This window comes from Lutibacter oceani (assembly GCF_003384935.1).
GTDB classification, from domain to species: Bacteria; Bacteroidota; Bacteroidia; order Flavobacteriales; family Flavobacteriaceae; genus Lutibacter; species Lutibacter oceani.
This window is the reverse complement of record NZ_QTTQ01000011.1, coordinates 797511-817607: the sequence shown is the minus strand read 5'-3', so window position 1 is coordinate 817607 and position 20097 is coordinate 797511. Positions and strand designations below refer to the sequence as shown.

Below are 20097 nucleotides of genomic sequence, written 5' to 3'. Positions count from 1 at the left end.
GTAACCAACAATGGACCAGCAGCAGTAACTAATTTAGTAGTAGCAGATGCTTTAGATACAGGCTTAACTTTCGGATTGGTAACACCAAGTGTAGGAACTTGGACAGCACCAAACTGGACCATAGGAAGTTTAGCATCAGGCGCAACAGAGACTATTACTATAGAAGCAACTGTTGATGCAGGAACAGGAGGGACAACGCTAACAAACACAGTTAGCAATACACAAGATCAAACGGATGACAATACAACTCCAGATGATGCTTCCGAAAGCGTAACGGTAACAAGTTCAGATTTAGTAACAACGAAAGTAGTTGACAACGTAACACCAAATGAGGGAGACACCATAGTTTATACTATTGAAGTGACCAACAGTGGAAGTCCAGCAACAGGAGTTAGCTTAACAGATAATTTACCGGCGGGTGTTACTTATGTGAGTGATGATTCAGCAGGAGCTTACAACAGTGGTTCAGGAATTTGGACTATTGGGAGTATTGCAAATGGAGCAACAGCAACCTTGAATATTACTGCAACAGTTGATGCGGGAACAAGTAATACAACAATTACAAATTTCACTACAGCAGCAACAGGAGACCAATCAGATCCAACAACAGTTGGTGATGATTTATCAGAGTCAATTACAGTAAGCAACAATTCAGATATTATATTAACTAAAGTAGTTGATAATGCTACACCAAACACTGGAGATGTAGTAACTTATACCATAACGGTTACAAATAATGGACCAGCGGTTGTAACAGGATTGGTTGTTACCGATGTATTACCGGTAGGTTTAGCAGAAGGATTGGTAACTCCAAGTGCGGGTTCTTGGACTTCACCACTTTGGACAATAGGAACATTAGGTGTAGGCGCAACAGAGACAATGACAATAGAGGCCTCGGTAACTGCATTAGGAGAATATAGTCAGCCAGATATTGTAAATACGGCAACAAATGCTCAAGATCAGGATGATAGTTCATTACCAAGTGAAGCAAGTTCCACAATAAATGTTACCAGTACAGATTTAGTAACAATTAAGACTGTAAGTGATGCAACTCCATATGAAGGACAGACTATTGTATATTCAATAGCGGTTACAAATTATGGGCCAAGTGATGCAACAGGAGTAAGTTTAGTAGATTTACTACCAGATGGAGTAACATATGTAAGTGATAATCAAGGAGGATTATACAATTCAGGAGATGGGAATTGGATGATAGGAGATTTATCTTCAGGAAGTACAATTACATTAGATGTTACAGCTACAGTAGATGCATTAACAAGTGGAGACACGATAACAAATGTAACAACATCAGCTTCAGGAGATCAAACAGATCCAAATACAACAACTGAGGGATTCCCAGAGGATGATTTAGATGCAGTTATAACTGTAGAAAATTATTCAGATATTATATTAACTAAAGTAGTTGATAATGCTACACCAAACACTGGAGATGTAGTAACTTATACCATAACGGTTACAAATAATGGACCAGCGGTTGTAACAGGATTGGTTGTTACCGATGTATTACCGGTAGGTTTAGCAGAAGGATTGGTAACTCCAAGTGCGGGTTCTTGGACTTCACCACTTTGGACAATAGGAACATTAGGTGTAGGCGCAACAGAGACAATGACAATAGAGGCCTCGGTAACTGCATTAGGAGAATATAGTCAGCCAGATATTGTAAATACGGCAACAAATGCTCAAGATCAGGATGATAGTTCATTACCAAGTGAAGCAAGTTCCACAATAAATGTTACCAGTACAGATTTAGTAACAATTAAGACTGTAAGTGATGCAACTCCATATGAAGGACAGACTATTGTATATTCAATAGCGGTTACAAATTATGGGCCAAGTGATGCAACAGGAGTAAGTTTAGTAGATTTACTACCAGATGGAGTAACATATGTAAGTGATAATCAAGGAGGATTATACAATTCAGGAGATGGGAATTGGATGATAGGAGATTTATCTTCAGGAAGTACAATTACATTAGATGTTACAGCTACAGTAGATGCATTAACAAGTGGAGACACGATAACAAATGTAACAACATCAGCTTCAGGAGATCAAACAGATCCAAATACAACAACTGAGGGATTCCCAGAGGATGATTTAGATGCAGTTATAACTGTAGAAAATTATTCAGATATTATATTAACTAAAGTAGTTGATAATGCTACACCAAACACTGGAGATGTAGTAACTTATACCATAACGGTTACAAATAATGGACCTTCAGTGGTAACAGGATTAATTGTTAGGGATGTATTACCAGATGGACTAACAGAAGGCTTGGTAACTCCAAGTGCAGGACTATGGACTTCACCACTTTGGACAATAGGAACATTAGGAGTAGGTGTAACAGAGACAATGACAATAGAGGCATTGGTTACTGCTGAAGGTACAATAAATCAAACTCCAATAAGAAATATAGCAGATCATGTACAAGATCAAATAGATTTAACATCTCCTAGTATCTCATATGCTGATATTGTGGTGACAGCATCAGATTTAGAGACTATTAAAGTTGTTGATATTGCAGAACCATTTGAGAATGATACTATAATTTATACAATTACAGTTACCAATAATGGACCTAGTGATGCAACTAATGTTAGTTTAACAGATTTATTACCAACAGGAGTTACCTATATAACTGATGATATTGGAGATGATTTTAATAGTGGTTCAGGAATTTGGACAATAGGTACTATTTTAGAAGGAACTTCAGCAACTATCAATATTACAGCATCTGTTGATGTTGGTACTGCAGGAGAAACTATTACAAATTCAACAACTGCTGCAACTAGTGATCAAACAGACCCAACAACAGATGGAGACGTTTTAGATGCAACTATAACTGTAGAAAACTATTCAGATATTGTATTAACAAAGGCTGTAGACAATGCAACTCCAAATGTTGGGGATACAGTAACCTATACAGTAACTGTTAAAAACAATGGACCGGCAAAAGTTACTGGTTTAGTAGTTACAGACGTATTACCAACAGGATTGACGTACGGAACAGTTTCACCTAGTGATGGAATTTGGACTGCGCCAAATTGGAATGTAGGCACTTTAGAATCTGGAGAAGAAGAAACAATTGTTATTGAAGCTATTGTAGGAATGGATCAAGGTGGGCAAACTCTGATTAACACTGTAAGTAATTCACAAGATCAAATAGATAGTGATTTAACTGAAGATGATGCTTCAGAGACAATTGTAGTAACAAGTTCAGATTTAGTTACAGTAAAAACCGTAAGTAATAAAACTCCAAATGAAGGTGATACAATTACTTATACTATAGAGGTAACTAATAATGGACCAAATACTGCAACGGGGGTAAGTTTAATTGATAATTTGCCGGTTGGTGTTACATTTGTAAGCCATTCAACAGGAGAAGGAAACTTTAACTATGGTTCAGGATTATGGGATATAGGGGAATTACCAAATGGAATTACTGCTATATTAACAATTGTAGCAACCGTAGATGATGGTACTTTAGGTCAAACAATAACCAATACAACAAGTGCAGTAACTGCTGATCAATCCGATCCGGATACCACAAATAATATTGGAAGTGTTTCTATTATTCCTACAGCATATATTGATTTAAGTTTAACTAAATCAGTAGTTGATGATGTTGTAGATCCTGAAGTTGGAGATATAATTACATTTGAAATTAGAGTTGACAATGAAGGACCAACAGAAGCAACTGGGGTTCAAGTTACGGATGTTATTCCTTCAGGTTATGATTTTGTAAATTATAGTTCTTCTATAGGTACTTATAACCCTATTACTGGATTGTGGAACATTGGATTTATTGAAATTGGCAATACAGCAGTATTGCTAGTAGATGTTATAGTAATGGATAGTGGTGATTATGAAAATTGTGCTGAAATAACAGCAGCTAATGAAATTGACATTGATTCAACACCAGATAATGGAAATACTAGTGAAGATGATTATGACTGTGCATCTGCACCTCCAATTCAAGAAGTTGATTTAAAAATCGAAAAAACTGTAATTGCAGATAACTTAACACCATTGGTTAATACAGAAGTTTCATTTGAAATTAGATTAATTAATGATGGTGATATTGAAGCAACTGAAGTTGTTGTTACAGATTTATTACCTACAGGATATACTTATTTAAATTATAGTTCAACTAGAGGAACTTATGATGACGATTCTGGTATTTGGAATGTTGGTACTATTGTAGATGGTGAAACTGAAGTATTAGTTATTGATGCAATTGTAAATGCAACTGGTGAGTATTTAAATTGTGCTACTATTACAGAAATGCACCAAACAGACCCAGATTTATCTAATAATACAAGTTGTATTGCAACGAATCCGGTTGATGTTGTTGATTTAGAGTTAACAAAAGAAGTAGCTTTATCTCTTGGTAATCAAGGGCCAGTTAGTACAACAGGGGTTTTACAACCTTATGCTGAAACTAATGTAGATTTTACAATTACATTAACTAATAATGGACCAAGTGATGCAACAGGAGTACAAGTAGTGGATCTTTTACCAAATGGTTATAACTTTGTAAGTGTATCCGTTTCTACTGGATCTTATGATGATGGCTCAGGTATTTGGAATGTTGGAACAATAGTAAATGGAGCAATTGAAACATTAATTATTACAGCTTATGTGAACCCATTAGGAAACTGGTTGAATGTAGCTGAAGTATTAGCAGTTAATGAGCTTGATTTAGATTCTACACCAAATAATGGAGATATTTTTGAAGATGATATGGATCAAATTTCAACAAATCCAATTGTTTTATTAACTATAGCTGAAGGGTTCTCTCCAAATGGGGATGGTATAAATGATGTATTTGAGATTGAGTTTTTAGAAGTATTATTTCCTAATTTCGGAATGGAAATCGTTGATAGATATGGAAATCTTGTGTATAAATACAAGCACAATGGTAACCCATATCAAACACCGGAATGGTGGAATGGATTCTCAAGTGGAAGTATGAATTTCAATAATGAAGCTCTTCCATCTGGTACTTATTTCTACACAATTTACTTTAACAATAATGAAAGAAAACCACAGACTGGTTGGATATATTTAAGAAAATAAAACATTAATTTTTGGAAAGGGAGAGCTTTAAACATCTCTCTTTCCTTTAATATTTTTTAAGCGAAGTTTATGAAAAAAATAAAATTACTTTTAGGATTTATAATCTTAATATCCGTAACAACGGTTTTTGGTCAACAAGATCCACAGTATACACAGTATATGTATAATATGAATGTTTTGAATCCAGCTTATGCAGGCTCAAAAGGAATTACAAGTATAGGTTTATTGGGGAGAACTCAATGGGTTGGAGTTGAAGGCGCTCCTAAAACTGTGACGCTTGCTGTACATTCTCCTGTTGGTAGGTCAGTAGGTTTAGGATTGTCTGTAATTCATGATGAGATAGGACCCGTAAAAGAAGATAATGTGTATGCTGATTTTTCTTATACAATTTTTACCTCAGGTGAAGGAAGGTTGGCTTTTGGATTAAAAGCAGGTGTAACATTTATGGATGTTAGAGAATTAATTACTGTTGATCCAGACCCTTTAAATATTCCTATTCATCAAACATCTCCAAATTTTGGTGCAGGTGTATATTATTATACAAATAAGTTTTATTTAGGATTATCAGCTCCTAATTTTTTAGAAACCAAACATCTTGAAAAAGAAGGTGGAGTTGTTAGTACAGCTTCAGAAAAAATGCATTACTTTTTAACTTCTGGGTATGTGTTTGATATTGCAGATAACCTTAAATTAAAGCCTTCAACTATGATTAAAGCTACCGCGGGTGCACCAATTTCTGTAGATTTATCTTTAAATCTACTTGTTGATGAAAGGGTGGAACTTGGACTGTCTCATAGATTTGATGACTCCATAAGTGGAATGATAGGATTTCAAGTAAATGATGATTTTAGAGTGGGCTACGCATACGATTACACAACTTCAAAATTTGGAGATTTTAATTCAGGCTCTCATGAAATAATGTTGTTATTTGATTTTAATAGAAAAAACATTAAGAGTCCAAGATTCTTTTAATTATAAAAAACAGAAATATGAAAAAAATTACACTTATAATACTATTGTTTTGTGCATTCCAAATAAATGCACAAGATGTTAATTATAGTATCAAAAACATTTCTGAAAACACTAAACTTGCTGATTTTGGTGTTACTTACTATGGTGAAAATTCAGCTGTTTTTGCTTCTTCAAGAAAAGATAAATCTATTAGAAGTAGAAAGTGGCATCTTAATAAACAACCTTATTTAGAGTTATTTAAAGGAACTATGGAGGCTGAAGGGGAAATTGTTAATGTTGAACGATTTTCAGAAACTATAAACTCAAAGTATCACGAATCCAATGTTGCTTTTACAAAAGATTTAAAAACAGTTTATTTTTCCAGAGATAATTATATTGATAAAAAAGCCAAGAAAGATACTGAAGGTTGGGTTTTAATTCAATTATATAAAGCAACAATTGGAGACAATGGAGAATGGATCAATATTCAATCGTTACCATTTAATAACGATAATTATTCAACCGGTCACCCAGTATTAAATGACAAGGAAAATAAGCTTTATTTTACTTCAGATAGGCCTGGAGGTTTTGGTGCAACCGATATTTATGTTGTGGATGTTAATAAAGATGGAAGCTATGGAGAACCTATTAATTTGGGGCCAAATGTAAATACTAGAAGAAAAGAAATGTTTCCTTTTATAGATGAGAATAATGTGCTTTATTTTTCATCAAATGGTTATGAAGATAGTAAAGGGCAATTGGATATTTATGCTACTAAAATAATTGCTTCAGAAGCCATTGAGCCTGCTGTAAATTTAGGGTCACCAATTAATAGCAAGGGAGATGATTTTGCTTTTGTAAAAAAATCAGGTGAAAAATGGGGTCATTTTTCTTCTAATAGAGAAGGTGGAAAAGGAGATGATGATATCTATTATTTTGAAGAATTAGCACCAATTAAATTTGATTGTAATCAAGTGGTTGAAGGTGTTGTTCGTGAAAAAGATTCAGGTGCTCTTTTACCTGGGGCTTTAGTGATTTTATATGGAAAAAATGGTGAGAAAGTTGAAAGTATTATAGCTGATAAATATGCCTCATTTAGTTTTATTGTTGATTGTGAAACAGCCTACAAAATTGTTGGTACAAAAGAAAATTATGATGAAGATAGTCAAGAATTTGTAACCTCTGATGAAAGAGATTTAGAATTAGCAATAGGGTTAACTATTGCTCCCAGTGAATTTATTACTGTTCGAGGTCAATTAATGGTTAATATCAAACCTATTTATTTTGATTTAGACAAATCAAATATCAGAAAAGATGCAGCAATGGAATTGGAAAAGGTGGTTAGAATTATGAATAAGTATCCAAACATAAAAATAGCATTAGGATCTCATACAGATAGCCGTGCTTCAGATAAATACAATTGGGATTTATCAAATAGAAGAGCAAAATCATCATTAGAGTGGATAATTTCAAAAGGAATAGACGCTTCAAGAATTACAGGTGAAGGGTATGGGGAAACAAAATTAGTTAACAAATGTTCTAATGGGGTTAGATGTTCAGAAGTTGAACATCAATTAAATAGAAGAACCGAGTTTGTGATTTTAAACCCTGAAGCTGCAAAAAACTAATTTAAAAAAATATTAATAAAAAATAAAAAAAGGTACTATTAATAGCACCTTTTTTTATTTAAAGAATAGATGATAATTTACAATTCAAAACCTAAATTAACACCTAAATTTTGAGCAATTAATTTTGTAATTCTCGATTTTAGTTGTGGTATTTTAATTTTTTCAACAACATCATTTCCAAAAGCAAATAACAATAAAGCTTTAGCTTCTTTTTTTGGAATTCCTCTAGATTGCATATAAAATAACGCACTCTCATCTAATTGACCTATTGTACACCCGTGAGAACATTTTACATCATCAGCAAAAATTTCCAATTGTGGTTTTGCATTAATTGTTGCTCCATCATCAATTAAAATATTATTGTTTTGTTGAAACGCATTTGTTTTCTGAGCTTCTTGTTGTACAATTACTTTTCCGTTAAAAACACCAGTAGATTTATCGGCATAAATACCTTTGTATAATTCGTGGCTTTCACAATTAGGATATTTGTGATTTACCAGGGTATGATTATCAACATGTTGCTTATTATTTAAAATAGAAATGCCATTTAAATTTGAAGTAATATGCTCGCCTTCGTGATAAAATTCTAAATTATTTCTTGTTAATTTTCCGCCAAAAGAATACGTGTTTACCGAAGCAACACTTTGTTGTTTTTGAGTTACAAAAGTGCTGTCAATTAAAGAAGAATCTTTTGTGTCATTTTGTATTTTATAATAGTCTACAATAGCTCTTTTATGAACAAAAATTTCTGTAACCGAATTTGTTAAAACCGTATTTTTTGAAAGATTTTGATGACGTTCAATAATTTGAACGTGAGAATTTTCTCCAACAACAACTAAATTTCTTGGTTGAAGTAATGCTTCTTTTTCACTTCCAGTAGAGAAATTAAGAATTTGAATTGGTTTTGGAACAATAGTATTTTTTGGAATATTAATAAATGCACCTTCAACAGAAAAAGCAGTATTTAATTCAGTTAAACTATTGTTGTTTTTTGCAATAGTATTGAAATAGTTGTCAATTACCATTTTATATTTTGGTCGTGTTAAAGCTGAAGACAGTATACAAACATCACAATCATCATGTGTTGTATCTGATAAAAAAGAGCTAAACACACCATCAATAAAAATTAAAGTGTAAGATTCTATTTCATTAATTAGAAATTCTTTTACATTTTTAAAACCAATTGGTTTTTCAGTTTTTGGAAATAAGCTAAAATCATGTTTTAATAATGAATTAAGGCTTGTGTATTTCCATTCTTCATCTTTTTTACTTGGAAAACCTTCTTTTTCAAAATTTTGAATGGCTTTAGATCTTATTGAATGTACATTCGAATCTAAATCTAATACACCTTTGTTTTCAAAAGCTAAAAATGAAGAAACTAATTTTTCTTTTAAATTCATAGTTTTATTATTTCAGCCAGTCGTACCCTTTTTCTTCTAACTCTAATGCTAATTCTTTACCTCCAGATTTTACAATTTTACCATTGTGTAAAACATGTACAAAATCAGGTACAATATAATCTAATAAACGTTGGTAATGCGTAATAACTATTACAGCATTATCTTTACTTTTTAGTTTGTTAACACCATTTGCTACAACTTTTAAAGCATCAATATCTAAACCAGAATCTGTTTCATCTAAAATAGCTAATTTAGGTTCTAACATTGCCATTTGAAAAATTTCGTTACGTTTTTTTTCACCTCCAGAAAAACCTTCATTTAAAGAACGGGAAAGAAATTTTCTGTCAATTTCTAATAAATCGGCTTTTTCACGAATAAGTTTCAACATTTCTTTTGCTGGTAATTCTTCTAAGCCTTTAGCTTTTCTAGTTTCGTTTATGGCTGTTTTAATAAAGTTTGTAACAGTTACTCCAGGAATTTCAACAGGATATTGAAAAGAAAGGAAAATACCTTTGTGAGCTCTATCTTCAGGAGCTAAATCTTCTAAGTCTTCTCCGTTTAAAATTATAGAACCGTCAGTTACTTCATACTCTTCTTTTCCGGCAATTACTGCAGAAAGTGTACTTTTTCCAGAGCCATTTGGCCCCATAATTGCATGAACCTCACCTGCTTTTATTTCGAGATTTATTCCTTTTAAAATCTCTTTATCGTTGATACTTGCGTGTAAATTTTTTACTTGTAACATTTTTTATAGTTTGAATGTTGTAAAGTTGAATGTTAAAAAGTTAGAATGCTAACTTAAAAAACCTTAAACTTTAAAAACTTTATGAACTTTAAACTTTTTAACTCTAATTTATCCTACGGATCCTTCTAAACTTATTTCTAATAATTTTTGAGCTTCAACGGCAAATTCCATTGGTAATTTATTTAGTACTTCTTTACTAAATCCATTTACAATTAGTGCAATTGCTTTTTCTGTATCTATTCCACGTTGATTGCAATAAAACAATTGGTCTTCACCAATTTTACTAGTTGTGGCTTCATGTTCAATTTGAGCAGTTTTATTTTTTGCTTCAATATAAGGGAATGTATGTGCACCACATTTATTTCCCATTAAAAGTGAATCACACTGTGAAAAATTACGTGCATTTTTTGCTCGAGCTCCAATTTGAACTAAACCTCTATAGGAATTTTGTGAATGGCCTGCTGAAACTCCTTTTGAAATAATAGTACTTTTTGTATTATTACCTAAGTGAATCATTTTTGTACCAGTATCTGCCTGTTGGTGATTGTTAGTAACTGCAATTGAGTAAAATTCTCCAACTGAGTTATCACCTTTTAATACACAGCTTGGATATTTCCACGTTACAGCACTTCCAGTTTCAACTTGGGTCCAAGAAATTTTAGCATTTTTTTCGCATAAACCACGTTTAGTTACAAAATTATAAACACCACCTTTTCCTTCAGCATCACCAGGAAACCAGTTTTGTACAGTTGAATACTTTATTTCAGCATCATCCAAAGCAATTAATTCAACCACCGCTGCGTGCAACTGATTTTCATCACGAGCTGGTGCAGTACAACCTTCTAAATAACTTACATAGCTACCTTTGTCGGCAATTACTAAAGTACGCTCAAACTGACCTGTTCCGCCTTCATTAATTCTAAAATAGGTTGATAATTCCATCGGACATGTTACACCTTTTGGAATATAACAGAACGAACCATCAGAAAATACTGCAGAATTTAATGCAGCATAAAAATTATCGGTTTTAGGAACAATGGTTCCCAAATATTTTTTTACCAACTCAGGATGTTCCTGAATAGCTTCTGAAATTGGCATAAAAATAATACCTTTTTCATTTAATGTTTTTTTGAAAGTTGTAGCTACCGAAACAGAATCTACAACTATATCTACTGCAACATTTGATAAACGTTTTTGTTCATCAATTGAAATACCAAGTTTTTCAAAAGTTTTTAGTAATTCAGGATCAACTTGATCTAAACTATCTAATTTTGGTTTTTGAACTGGAGCAGAATAGTAGCTAATATCTTGAAATTTTGGTTTTTCATAATTAACATTTGCCCAATCTGGCTCCTTCATTTCTTTCCAAACTTTAAATGCCTCCAAACGCCATTCAGTCATCCATGCTGGTTCATTTTTCTTTTTAGAAATTGCAATTACAACTTCTTCATTTAAACCCACAGGAAATTTATCAGCTTCAATATTAGTATAAAAACCGTATTCGTACTCTTTCGTTTCGAGTTCTTTTTTTAAATCGTCTTCAGTAAATTTATTCATAAGTTTTAAAGTTTTAAAGTTGAAAGTTTATAAAGTTGAATTTAAATATTTGATAAATCCACTTATTAACTTTGAAACTTCACTTATTTTGTTTTTTAAATTATTAAATTCTTCAAATCCTTCAGCAATATTAGAAGAAACTGAAACAGATGCTCTTCTTAATTGATCTCTTAAACCGTAATCTTTAAAAAAGTTTGTGTTAGAGTTTGTAATGTAATATATGACTTTGTTTAATTCTCTTGACTTTTGCCAAGCAATTATATCTTCAAAAGAATTTAATTTTGCCATTAACTTTTATACTTTACAACTTTTAACTTTCAAACTATAATGAGAACGATTCTCCACAGCCACAAGTGCGTTGAGCGTTAGGGTTATTAAATACAAAACCAGTTCCGTTTAAACCACCTGAGTATTCTAAAGTTGTTCCAACCAAGTATAAAAAGCTTTTTTTGTCAACAATAACTTTTATACCATTGTCTTCAAAAACCTTATCATCATCTTTATTTTCTTTGTCGAATTTTAATTCATATGAAAGTCCTGAGCAACCACCACTTTTAACACCAACTCTTACAAAATCAACAGCCGGATTAAAGCCGTCATCAGTCATAAGCTCAATAACTTTCTTTTTTGCTATGTCTGAAACTTTTATCATATTGCTTAAATAGATTAATTCTAAATTAGTGCAAATATAGGTACAAAAAACCATTTTAAATAATGTTTTAGTATGATAATAACTAATACTATTATAGTTGTTATCTATAAACATTTATCTTTGCAAAATGATTGAAGATAAAAACCAAGCACGTACAAGTTTGTCTGAATTAGGAGAATTCGGATTAATAAATCATTTAACCAAAAATTTTAAAATGCAACATAAATCAACAATAAAAGGTGTTGGTGATGATGCAGCTGTATTGAATATTGAAAATAAACAGGTTTTAGTTACTACAGATTTATTAATTGAAGGTGTACATTTTGATTTAAGCTATATGCCTTTAAAACACTTAGGTTATAAAGCTGTTATTGTTAATTTGTCTGATATTTATGCAATGAATGGAACTGCTTCTCAAATAACAGTTTCAATTGCAGTTTCCAATAGATTTCCTGTTGAAGCTTTGGAAGAATTATATGAAGGAATTTTCTTGGCCTGTAAAACATATAAAATAGATTTAGTTGGAGGAGATACAACCTCTTCAACTAAAGGTTTACTAATAAATATAACTGCCATTGGTGAAGTTAATAAAGAGGATGTGGTTTACAGAAATTCTGCAAAACCAAACGATTTATTAGTTGTTTCTGGAGATTTGGGTGCCGCTTATTTGGGTTTACAAGTTTTAGAACGCGAAAAGAAAGTGTTTGAAGTAAATCCGAATTCTCAACCCGATTTATCAGAATATTCATATTTAATTGAGCGCCAATTAAAGCCTGAAGCAAGAAAAGATATTATAAAACTATTAAAAGATTTAGAGGTAAAACCAACTGCGATGATTGATATTTCGGATGGGCTTTCTTCTGAAATTTTACACATTTGTAAACAGTCTAAAGTTGGTTGTAATTTATATGAAGAAAAAATTCCGTTAGATCCACAAGTAATTTCCACATGTGAAGAATTTGATTTAAATAGTACAACTATTGCATTAAGTGGTGGTGAAGAATATGAATTGTTGTTTACCATTTCTCAAGAAGATTTTCCAAAAATAAAAGGAAATCCGCATTTAACAGTTATTGGTCATATTACTGATGAATCTCTTGGGGCAAATTTAGTAACTAGGGCTGGACAGCAAATTAAATTAACCGCACAAGGTTGGAACGCTTTAAGTTAAATAAGGTTATAAATATAAGTTACTCCTTATCAATTAATTAAAGAAAAACATGTGTTTATACGGAAATAAATTCTATTAAATAATATATTTATAACGGATTTAAACCTTTAGTCGCAATTGCAGATCGCCAATCAATAAATGTCAGAAGAAATTAAAAAATACGATTTTAAGACTGGGCTTGCACAAGAATTTGAAATTGTGGACTTAGCTGAATTGTACAAAAAACATAAAGACACAATAACCACAACACACAGAGCTGGGTTTTATCACATTATTTGGTTTCAACAAGGTAGCCCAACTCATTTGGTTGATTTTAATCCAATAGAAATAAAACCTAATACTTTGTTATTTCTTAATAAAGACATAGTACATCGGTTTGACAACAAAAATAAATTCGATGGAAAAGTCATTTTATTTACCGATACTTTTTATTGCAAAACTGAAAGTGACTTGAAATATTTACGGAATAGTATTTTGTTCAATGATTTATTTTTTGTTTCGAAAATTCAAGTACACAAGCAATCAGAATTATTTTCTGATTTGTTAAAACTAATGAAATGCGAACTTCAAAACCCAAAAGACAATTTCCAACCTGAAATCCTGAAAAATCTACTTCATAATTTTTTGTTGCACTCAGAAAGAGTAAAACGGGAACAAAATTTTATTGAACTTAAAAAAGATATTGACTTGGATTATGTTATGATATTCAAAGACTTTTTAGAAAAAGGTTATAAAAATCACAAACAAGTTAGCTACTATTCAAAACAAATTTGCATTACCCAAAAAAGATTAAATCAAGCTACTACTAAAGTTTTAGGTAAAACACCTAAAGAAATAATTGATCACAGAATACTATTAGCTGCTAAACGCCTTCTGGCACACACTGCTAAAAATGTTAAAGAAATTGCCTTTGATTTAGGGTTTGGAGAACCAACAAATTTCATCAAATATTTTCGTAAACATACCAAAAATACCCCCGTTGAATTCAGGGAAATATCCAATATGGAGTAAAAGTATCATTTAAAGGGTTATTTCTACCTTGTCGATTTCATAATTGTATTGCACTTTTGCAGTGAAATTAAATATTTAAAAAAATGAAAAAAATCGCTCTTTCAGTATTGGTACTATACATATCGCTTTCTGGTTTTGCTCAAAACTTTACAAAAGATGAAAATGCAATTAAACAACTTATTGAAGATTATAAAGTTTCTATAAATAAGGCAGATACAATCTTGGGAGTCAAGGTTTGGGCAGATATTCCTGAGGTTTCTTTTATACATCCCAGAGGTCACGAAAAAGGTTGGAATGGTGTAAAAGATAATTTCTATGGAATGTTTAGAGAGAGGTTTAAAACTAGAGATTTAAAAAGCTCCAATGAAACAATTAATGTTTATAATAATGTTGCTTGGGTGGAATTTTATTGGGTTTATGATGCAACGTTTGCGGACGGCACAGCAATGCAGTCCAAGGGTAGGGAAACTCAAATTCTAAAGAAAATAAATAATAATTGGAGAATCGTTCACGTTCATTATTCAGGAATGCCAAAAACTGGAGAAAAAGAAGGGTTTTAAACTGATTATATAAAAACCAGTAAAGCACACTAACCACAATTTTTAACAAAATAAAATAAGGAAGTAATTAGGGCATTCTTATTTTCAATATGGCTCATATGTCCATCAGGAAATTCAACAACTTGAACGTCTGTATTTTTTGTTTGCTGGATTAATGAATTATAATCTAAAGCAGGATCCTGTTTTCCAATAATTAGTTGAATTGAAAATGTAGCCTCTTTATAGATTTTCGTGAGATTTTCCCTAATTTTCATTCCTTCTAATGCTGCAATTATTCCTTGGGGTGAAATTTTTAGTGCTTCATTAGTAATTTCCTTAATTTCTGAAGTAAATATTGCCCTGTTTTTTTCTGAAAATAACATTGGTATTACAATTCTAACAAATGTTTTATGGTTTTGTTTAACTGCTTTTATAGCCCGATCTCTATTTAATTTTTTTTCTTCAGAATCTGGTAGCGCTGTAGAATTCATCAGGCAAATCCCTTTCACGTTTTTTGGAAATAATTTTGCAAATGATAAGGCAACATAACCGCCCATACTATGCCCAATAAGTATATATTTTCTAAGTTTTAAATTACTTAAAACAGCTTTAACTATCTCAGCTTGGTCTTCCATAGTATGAATATAGCCATGACTTTCTGTTAGTCCATGCCCTAATAAATCTATGCAAATAACTCTATATTTTTTTGAAAGCTCTTGTGATACGGAATTCCACATAGTGTTATTTTCTAAAAAACCATGTAATAAAACAACAGCATTTCCTTTTCCTGAATCAGAAAAATAAACCTTTGTGTTTTTATGAAATATATACATACTTCAAAATTGAGTTTTTTTGAATAAGATTTAGTTTTTTAACCCTTTTATTGCTGAAAAAGCTTTGTCAACAACTTCATCTTCTACTAAAATTGTAAACTCATTAGTTGTTGAAACCACTTCGTATAAAGAAATTCCTTCCCAAGCTAAACGTTTAAAAAACTGATAATATAATCCTGCAATTTTAGTGTTTTCTTTTGGTAAACCTATTGTAATAGCTGACAAATGATCTTGAACAGATGTACAAGACTCGTCTTTATAAAATTCTTCAATTTGAGATTTTAGGGCAGTAGTAATTAAAACATTACTTTCATGAACTCCACGCGTAAAAGTGTAAAAAATATGCGGATCGTTTTTAATAATTTCCAAAGTTTTTAAGTGGCTCTGTATTAAAGTGCTAGAGTTTTTAAAAGTGTAATCAGACAAATCTGAACGCACAGTAATATCGCCTAAATTTTGTAAAACTTTGTTCAATTTTATTTTGTTTGCCATTTCTTTTGGCGGACTATATCTGCGAAGCGCCATCATAATTGCTCCAGATTTTACAGGTTTTCGTAACATTTTAGAAATAGGATCTCTAAGCTCTTCAGCTAAAGCACTATAATTTAAAATGTTTCTGGTTAGCGCATCCTCTAAAAATGGTTGCGAAACTAATATTTCTTCTACACAGGTTGCTATAGTTCTCATCTTGTTAAATAGTTAACAGTATGTGCAAAATTAGTGTATATTTTTTAATTATACACATAAAGTTGAAAATGATTTTAAATTTGTGTCACTAAAATAAAGAAAATGAAAGTTTTAAAATTTGGAGGAACATCTGTTGGTTCTATTGAAAACATAAAACGTGTTAAAGAATTAATTACAGACGGAGATAAAAAAATAGTAGTACTTTCAGCAATGTCAGGCACTACAAATGTATTAGTTGAAATATCAGATTTAATTAAAAATAAATTAGTTGATCAGGCAGTTGAAACTATTGAGAACTTACATGCTAAATATAATGATGTAATTGATGAATTGTTTGAAACTTCAGAAATTAAACAAGAGGTTGGAAATTACATAGATAAAGTTTTTGAGTTGTTAACAACATTTACTTCAAAAAAGCATAATGAGTTATTATATAACAGAATTGTATCTCAAGGAGAGTTGTTGTCTACATTTATGTTTACAAAATATTTGAATCAGGAAGGTGTAAATGCAAGATTATTACCAGCTTTAGGTTTTATGCGTATTGATAAAGCAAATGATCCAGATGATTTTTATATAAAACAAAATTTACAACGTATAATTGATGAGGCTCTGCCAGCTGAAATTTATATTACTCAAGGTTTTATTTGTTTAGACGCTGTAGGTAATATAGCAAATTTACAACGAGGAGGAAGTGATTATACAGCAACAATTATTGGGGCAGTTGTGGATGCAGATGAGGTTCAAATTTGGACAGATATTGATGGAATGCATAATAACGATCCAAGATGTGTTGAAAATACACACGCAATTTCAAACTTGTCTTTTGACGAGGCGGCAGAATTAGCTTATTTTGGGGCAAAAATATTACATCCGCAAACAGTAATGCCAGCTCGTGAGGCAAATATTCCTGTACGACTTAAAAATACCATGGATCCTGGATCTTACGGAACTTTAATTTCTCAAGAATATGAAGGAGAAGGCATAAAAGCTATAGCTGCTAAAGATGGAATTACTGCCATTAAAATTAAATCGGCAAGAATGTTACAGGCACATGGTTTTTTGAAAAAAGTATTTGAAATTTTTGAAAAATATGAAACGTCAATTGATATGATTACTACATCAGAAATTGCAGTTTCATTAACAATAGACGATGCTAGTAATTTGCCTTCAATAGTTGAAGAATTAGAGAAATTTTCAATGGTAGAAGTAGATAATAACCAGAGTATTATTTGTTTGGTTGGTCATTCAGTTGTTAGACATCATGAAACACATCGCTTATTTAAAGTATTACAAGACATTTCTGTAAGAATGATTTCTTACGGAGGAAGTAATAATAATATATCACTTTTAGTAAATACAAACGATAAAATTACAGCGCTTAAACGTTTAAATAGTTACGTTTTTGAATTTGCTACCACTTAAATTTCTATGAATAAATTTATTGGTTAACAAAAAAACTCGAATCAATTGATTCGAGTTTTTTATTTCTAAATATTAAGAATTCATTAAATCTTCAATTTCTTCAACTTCAATAGGAATATTGCGCATTAAGTTAAATGGCGCTCCATTTTCTTGAATTACAACATCATCTTCAATTCTAATTCCCATATTTTCTTCAGGAATATAAATACCAGGTTCTACAGTAAAAACCATATTGGCTTTCATAGGTGTTTTTAAAGCACCATAATCATGTGTATCTAAACCTAAATGATGTGAAGTACCGTGCATAAAATATTTTTTATATGCTGGCCAATTCGGATCTTCATTTTGTACGTCAGCTTTATCAATAAGTCCTAATCCTAATAATTCTGAAGTCATTAATTTTCCAACTTCTTTATGGTAATTAGCCCAATACTCGCCAGGAATAAGCATTTTTGTAGCTTCGTTTTTAACTCTTAAAACGGCATTGTAAACCTCTTTTTGTCTATCAGAAAATTTTCCATTTACAGGAATTGTACGAGTCATATCACTAGAGTAATTTGCATACTCAGCACCAACATCCAATAAAAGCATATCACCATCTTTACATGCTTTGTTATTTTCAATATAATGCAATACGCAAGCACTATAGCCAGAAGCAATTATTGGTGTATATGCAAAACCTTTAGATCTGCTTTTTAAAAACTCATGCATAAATTCAGCTTCAATTTCGTATTCCATAATACCTGGTTTTACAAAAGGTAAAATACGTCTAAAACCATTATTGGTAATTTCGCAGGCAGTTTGCATTTGCTCAATTTCTTCTGGTTCCTTTACGCCTCTTATTTGCTGCATTATTTGTCCGCTTTTTTCCCATTTATGAGCAGGAAAATCAGACTTGCATTTTTTAATAAAACGATCTTCACGGGTTTCTAATTCAACAGATTGTCTGTAATGTTCATTGGTATTAAAATAAACAGTTTCGGCTTCGGTCATTAAATCATAAAATATTTTTTTGAATTCAGATAACCAATAAATTGTTTTAATTCCAGATACTTTTGTTGCTTCTTCTTTAGAGTATTTGGCACCATACCAAATAGCAATGTGTTCATTAGTTTCAGTTAAAAACAATATTTCTCTATGATTAGGATCAATAGCATCAGGAAAAAGAACCAAAATACTTTCTTCTTGGTCTGCACCGCTTAAATAAAATAAATCTCTGCTTTGTTCAAAAGGCAGGGTGCTGTCTGCACCAGTAGTAAAAAGGTCGTTTGAATTAAAAACCGCTAATGATTTTGATTTCATTTGAGCTGTAAATTTTGCTCTGTTTTTTATAAAAAGTTGATTGTTAATTGGAAGATATTTCATTTTAAAATGGTTTTTATGTTGTATTAATCTTAATAAATAGGATAATTATAAGCCTATAATTTCATTATTAAGAAATAATTATAATAATTAGTAACAAAGTTATAAATTTGTTGAGAACGAAACCTTATAAATTCAATATTATTTATGCGAAAACTAATAGTATTTCTACTGGCAATTACATTTTCGAGTTCAATTTATTCACAAAATAAACCTGCTTATAAATTATACAACTCAAAAGGAAACAAAGTTTCTTATAAAAAAATGATTCGTGAAATGAGTAAAACGGATGTTGTTTTATTTGGTGAGCACCATAATAACCCAATTGTACATTGGCTGCAATTTGAAACAACAAAAGACTTAAGTAAATTAAGAAACCTGATTTTAGGAGCTGAAATGTTTGAGGCAGATAACCAAATACAGTTAAATGATTATTTGGCAGGTAAAATTAATCAAAAAGCATTTGATACGGTTGCAAGGTTGTGGAATAATTATCCGACAGATTATAAACCTTTAGTAGATTTTGCTAAAAATGAAAATATACAATTTATAGCTACAAACATTCCTAGAAGATATGCAAGTATGGTTTTTAAAGGTGGTTTTGAAGCGTTGGAAGAACTTTCTAATGAAGAAAAATCTTGGATAGCTCCATTACCAATTGCTTATGATGAAACTTTACCAGGGTATGTTAAAATGAAAGAAATGATGGGCGGTCATGGAGGAGATAATTTACCAAAAGCACAGGCGGTTAAAGACGCAACTATGGGAAATTTTATTTTAACAAATAGTGAACAAAATAAGTTGTTTTTGCATTACAATGGATCATACCATTCCGATGATTATGAAGGTATTAATTGGTATTTGAATAAAGGAAATAGTAGTTTAAAAATAATTACAGTTAGTGTTGTTGAGCAGGATAACATTAAAAAATTCAATAAAGAAAATAAATTAAAAGCTGATTTTATTATTGTTATACCTTCAACAATGACTAAAACATATTAATTTAAAACAACCTAAAAGACTCTTTTTTTACAAT

Annotated in this window: 16 protein-coding genes; 8 read left to right on the top strand and 8 right to left on the bottom strand. The window is 31.2% G+C overall.

From position 1 onward, the window contains the following. The 3 genes from BX611_RS12885 to BX611_RS12875 all read left to right on the top strand — a co-directional run. Positions 1-5100: T9SS type B sorting domain-containing protein (locus BX611_RS12885; protein WP_115881907.1), on the top strand; the 5100-nt coding region annotated here is incomplete at its 5' end. A 69-nt stretch (positions 5101-5169) separates the two neighbouring features. Continuing rightward, positions 5170-6072, top strand: a complete 903-nt coding sequence (locus BX611_RS12880) for a PorP/SprF family type IX secretion system membrane protein (RefSeq protein WP_115881905.1) — start codon at positions 5170-5172, stop codon at positions 6070-6072. A gap of 17 nt (positions 6073-6089) precedes the next feature. Continuing rightward, a complete protein-coding gene (locus BX611_RS12875) occupies positions 6090-7679 on the top strand; it encodes an OmpA family protein (RefSeq protein ID WP_115881903.1) in 1590 nt (529 codons plus the stop codon). A gap of 77 nt (positions 7680-7756) precedes the next feature. On the opposite strand, the gene sufD is transcribed toward BX611_RS12875, so the two are convergent. The 5 genes from sufD to BX611_RS12850 form a co-directional block, all read right to left on the bottom strand. After that, the gene (sufD, locus tag BX611_RS12870) at positions 7757-9079 is read right to left on the bottom strand and encodes a Fe-S cluster assembly protein SufD (RefSeq protein WP_115881901.1); all 1323 of its coding nucleotides are present in this window, start codon (positions 9077-9079) and stop codon (positions 7757-7759) included. A 7-nt stretch (positions 9080-9086) separates the two neighbouring features. After that, positions 9087-9824 carry a Fe-S cluster assembly ATPase SufC gene (gene sufC, locus BX611_RS12865; protein ID WP_115881899.1) on the bottom strand — a complete coding sequence of 246 codons (738 nt, stop codon included), beginning with the start codon at positions 9822-9824 and terminating at the stop codon, positions 9087-9089. Between the two features lie 108 nt (positions 9825-9932). Further along, a complete protein-coding gene (gene sufB, locus BX611_RS12860; protein ID WP_115881897.1) occupies positions 9933-11381 on the bottom strand; it encodes a Fe-S cluster assembly protein SufB in 1449 nt (482 codons plus the stop codon). A gap of 27 nt (positions 11382-11408) precedes the next feature. After that, entirely contained in the window at positions 11409-11669 is a 261-nt protein-coding gene (locus tag BX611_RS12855; protein WP_115881895.1) for a four helix bundle protein, read from the bottom strand. Between the two features lie 34 nt (positions 11670-11703). Beyond that, positions 11704-12033 carry a HesB/IscA family protein gene (locus BX611_RS12850; RefSeq protein ID WP_115881893.1) on the bottom strand — a complete coding sequence of 110 codons (330 nt, stop codon included), beginning with the start codon at positions 12031-12033 and terminating at the stop codon, positions 11704-11706. Between the two features lie 127 nt (positions 12034-12160). On the opposite strand from BX611_RS12850, the gene thiL reads away from it, so the two are divergent. The 3 genes from thiL (at position 12161) to BX611_RS12835 (ending at position 14775) form a co-directional block, all read left to right on the top strand. Further along, positions 12161-13204 (top strand): thiamine-phosphate kinase, encoded by a 1044-nt coding sequence (gene thiL / locus BX611_RS12845; RefSeq protein ID WP_115881890.1) that lies wholly within the window; start codon positions 12161-12163, stop codon positions 13202-13204. 138 nt (positions 13205-13342) lie between these two features. Continuing rightward, positions 13343-14215 (top strand): AraC family transcriptional regulator, encoded by an 873-nt coding sequence (locus tag BX611_RS12840; protein WP_115881888.1) that lies wholly within the window; start codon positions 13343-13345, stop codon positions 14213-14215. 83 nt (positions 14216-14298) lie between these two features. Then, positions 14299-14775 carry a YybH family protein gene (locus BX611_RS12835; RefSeq protein WP_115881886.1) on the top strand — a complete coding sequence of 159 codons (477 nt, stop codon included), beginning with the start codon at positions 14299-14301 and terminating at the stop codon, positions 14773-14775. A gap of 29 nt (positions 14776-14804) precedes the next feature. Here BX611_RS12835 and BX611_RS12830 read toward each other — a convergent pair whose 3' ends face one another. Both BX611_RS12830 and BX611_RS12825 read right to left on the bottom strand, forming a co-directional pair. Beyond that, entirely contained in the window at positions 14805-15587 is a 783-nt protein-coding gene (locus BX611_RS12830; RefSeq protein WP_115881884.1) for an alpha/beta fold hydrolase, read from the bottom strand. A gap of 30 nt (positions 15588-15617) precedes the next feature. Next, positions 15618-16274: a hypothetical protein gene (locus tag BX611_RS12825; RefSeq protein ID WP_115881882.1), complete on the bottom strand. Its 657-nt coding sequence runs from the start codon at positions 16272-16274 to the stop codon at positions 15618-15620. 102 nt (positions 16275-16376) lie between these two features. On the opposite strand from BX611_RS12825, the gene BX611_RS12820 reads away from it, so the two are divergent. Continuing rightward, positions 16377-17699, top strand: a complete 1323-nt coding sequence (locus BX611_RS12820) for an aspartate kinase (protein WP_115881880.1) — start codon at positions 16377-16379, stop codon at positions 17697-17699. A gap of 72 nt (positions 17700-17771) precedes the next feature. Here BX611_RS12820 and BX611_RS12815 read toward each other — a convergent pair whose 3' ends face one another. Beyond that, on the bottom strand, positions 17772-19064 hold the full coding sequence (locus tag BX611_RS12815) for an aminopeptidase P family protein (RefSeq protein ID WP_115881878.1): 1293 nt from the start codon (positions 19062-19064) through the stop codon (positions 17772-17774). Between the two features lie 144 nt (positions 19065-19208). On the opposite strand from BX611_RS12815, the gene BX611_RS12810 reads away from it, so the two are divergent. Beyond that, positions 19209-20063 (top strand): ChaN family lipoprotein, encoded by an 855-nt coding sequence (locus BX611_RS12810; protein WP_115881876.1) that lies wholly within the window; start codon positions 19209-19211, stop codon positions 20061-20063. Positions 20064-20097: the final 34 nt, after the last annotated feature.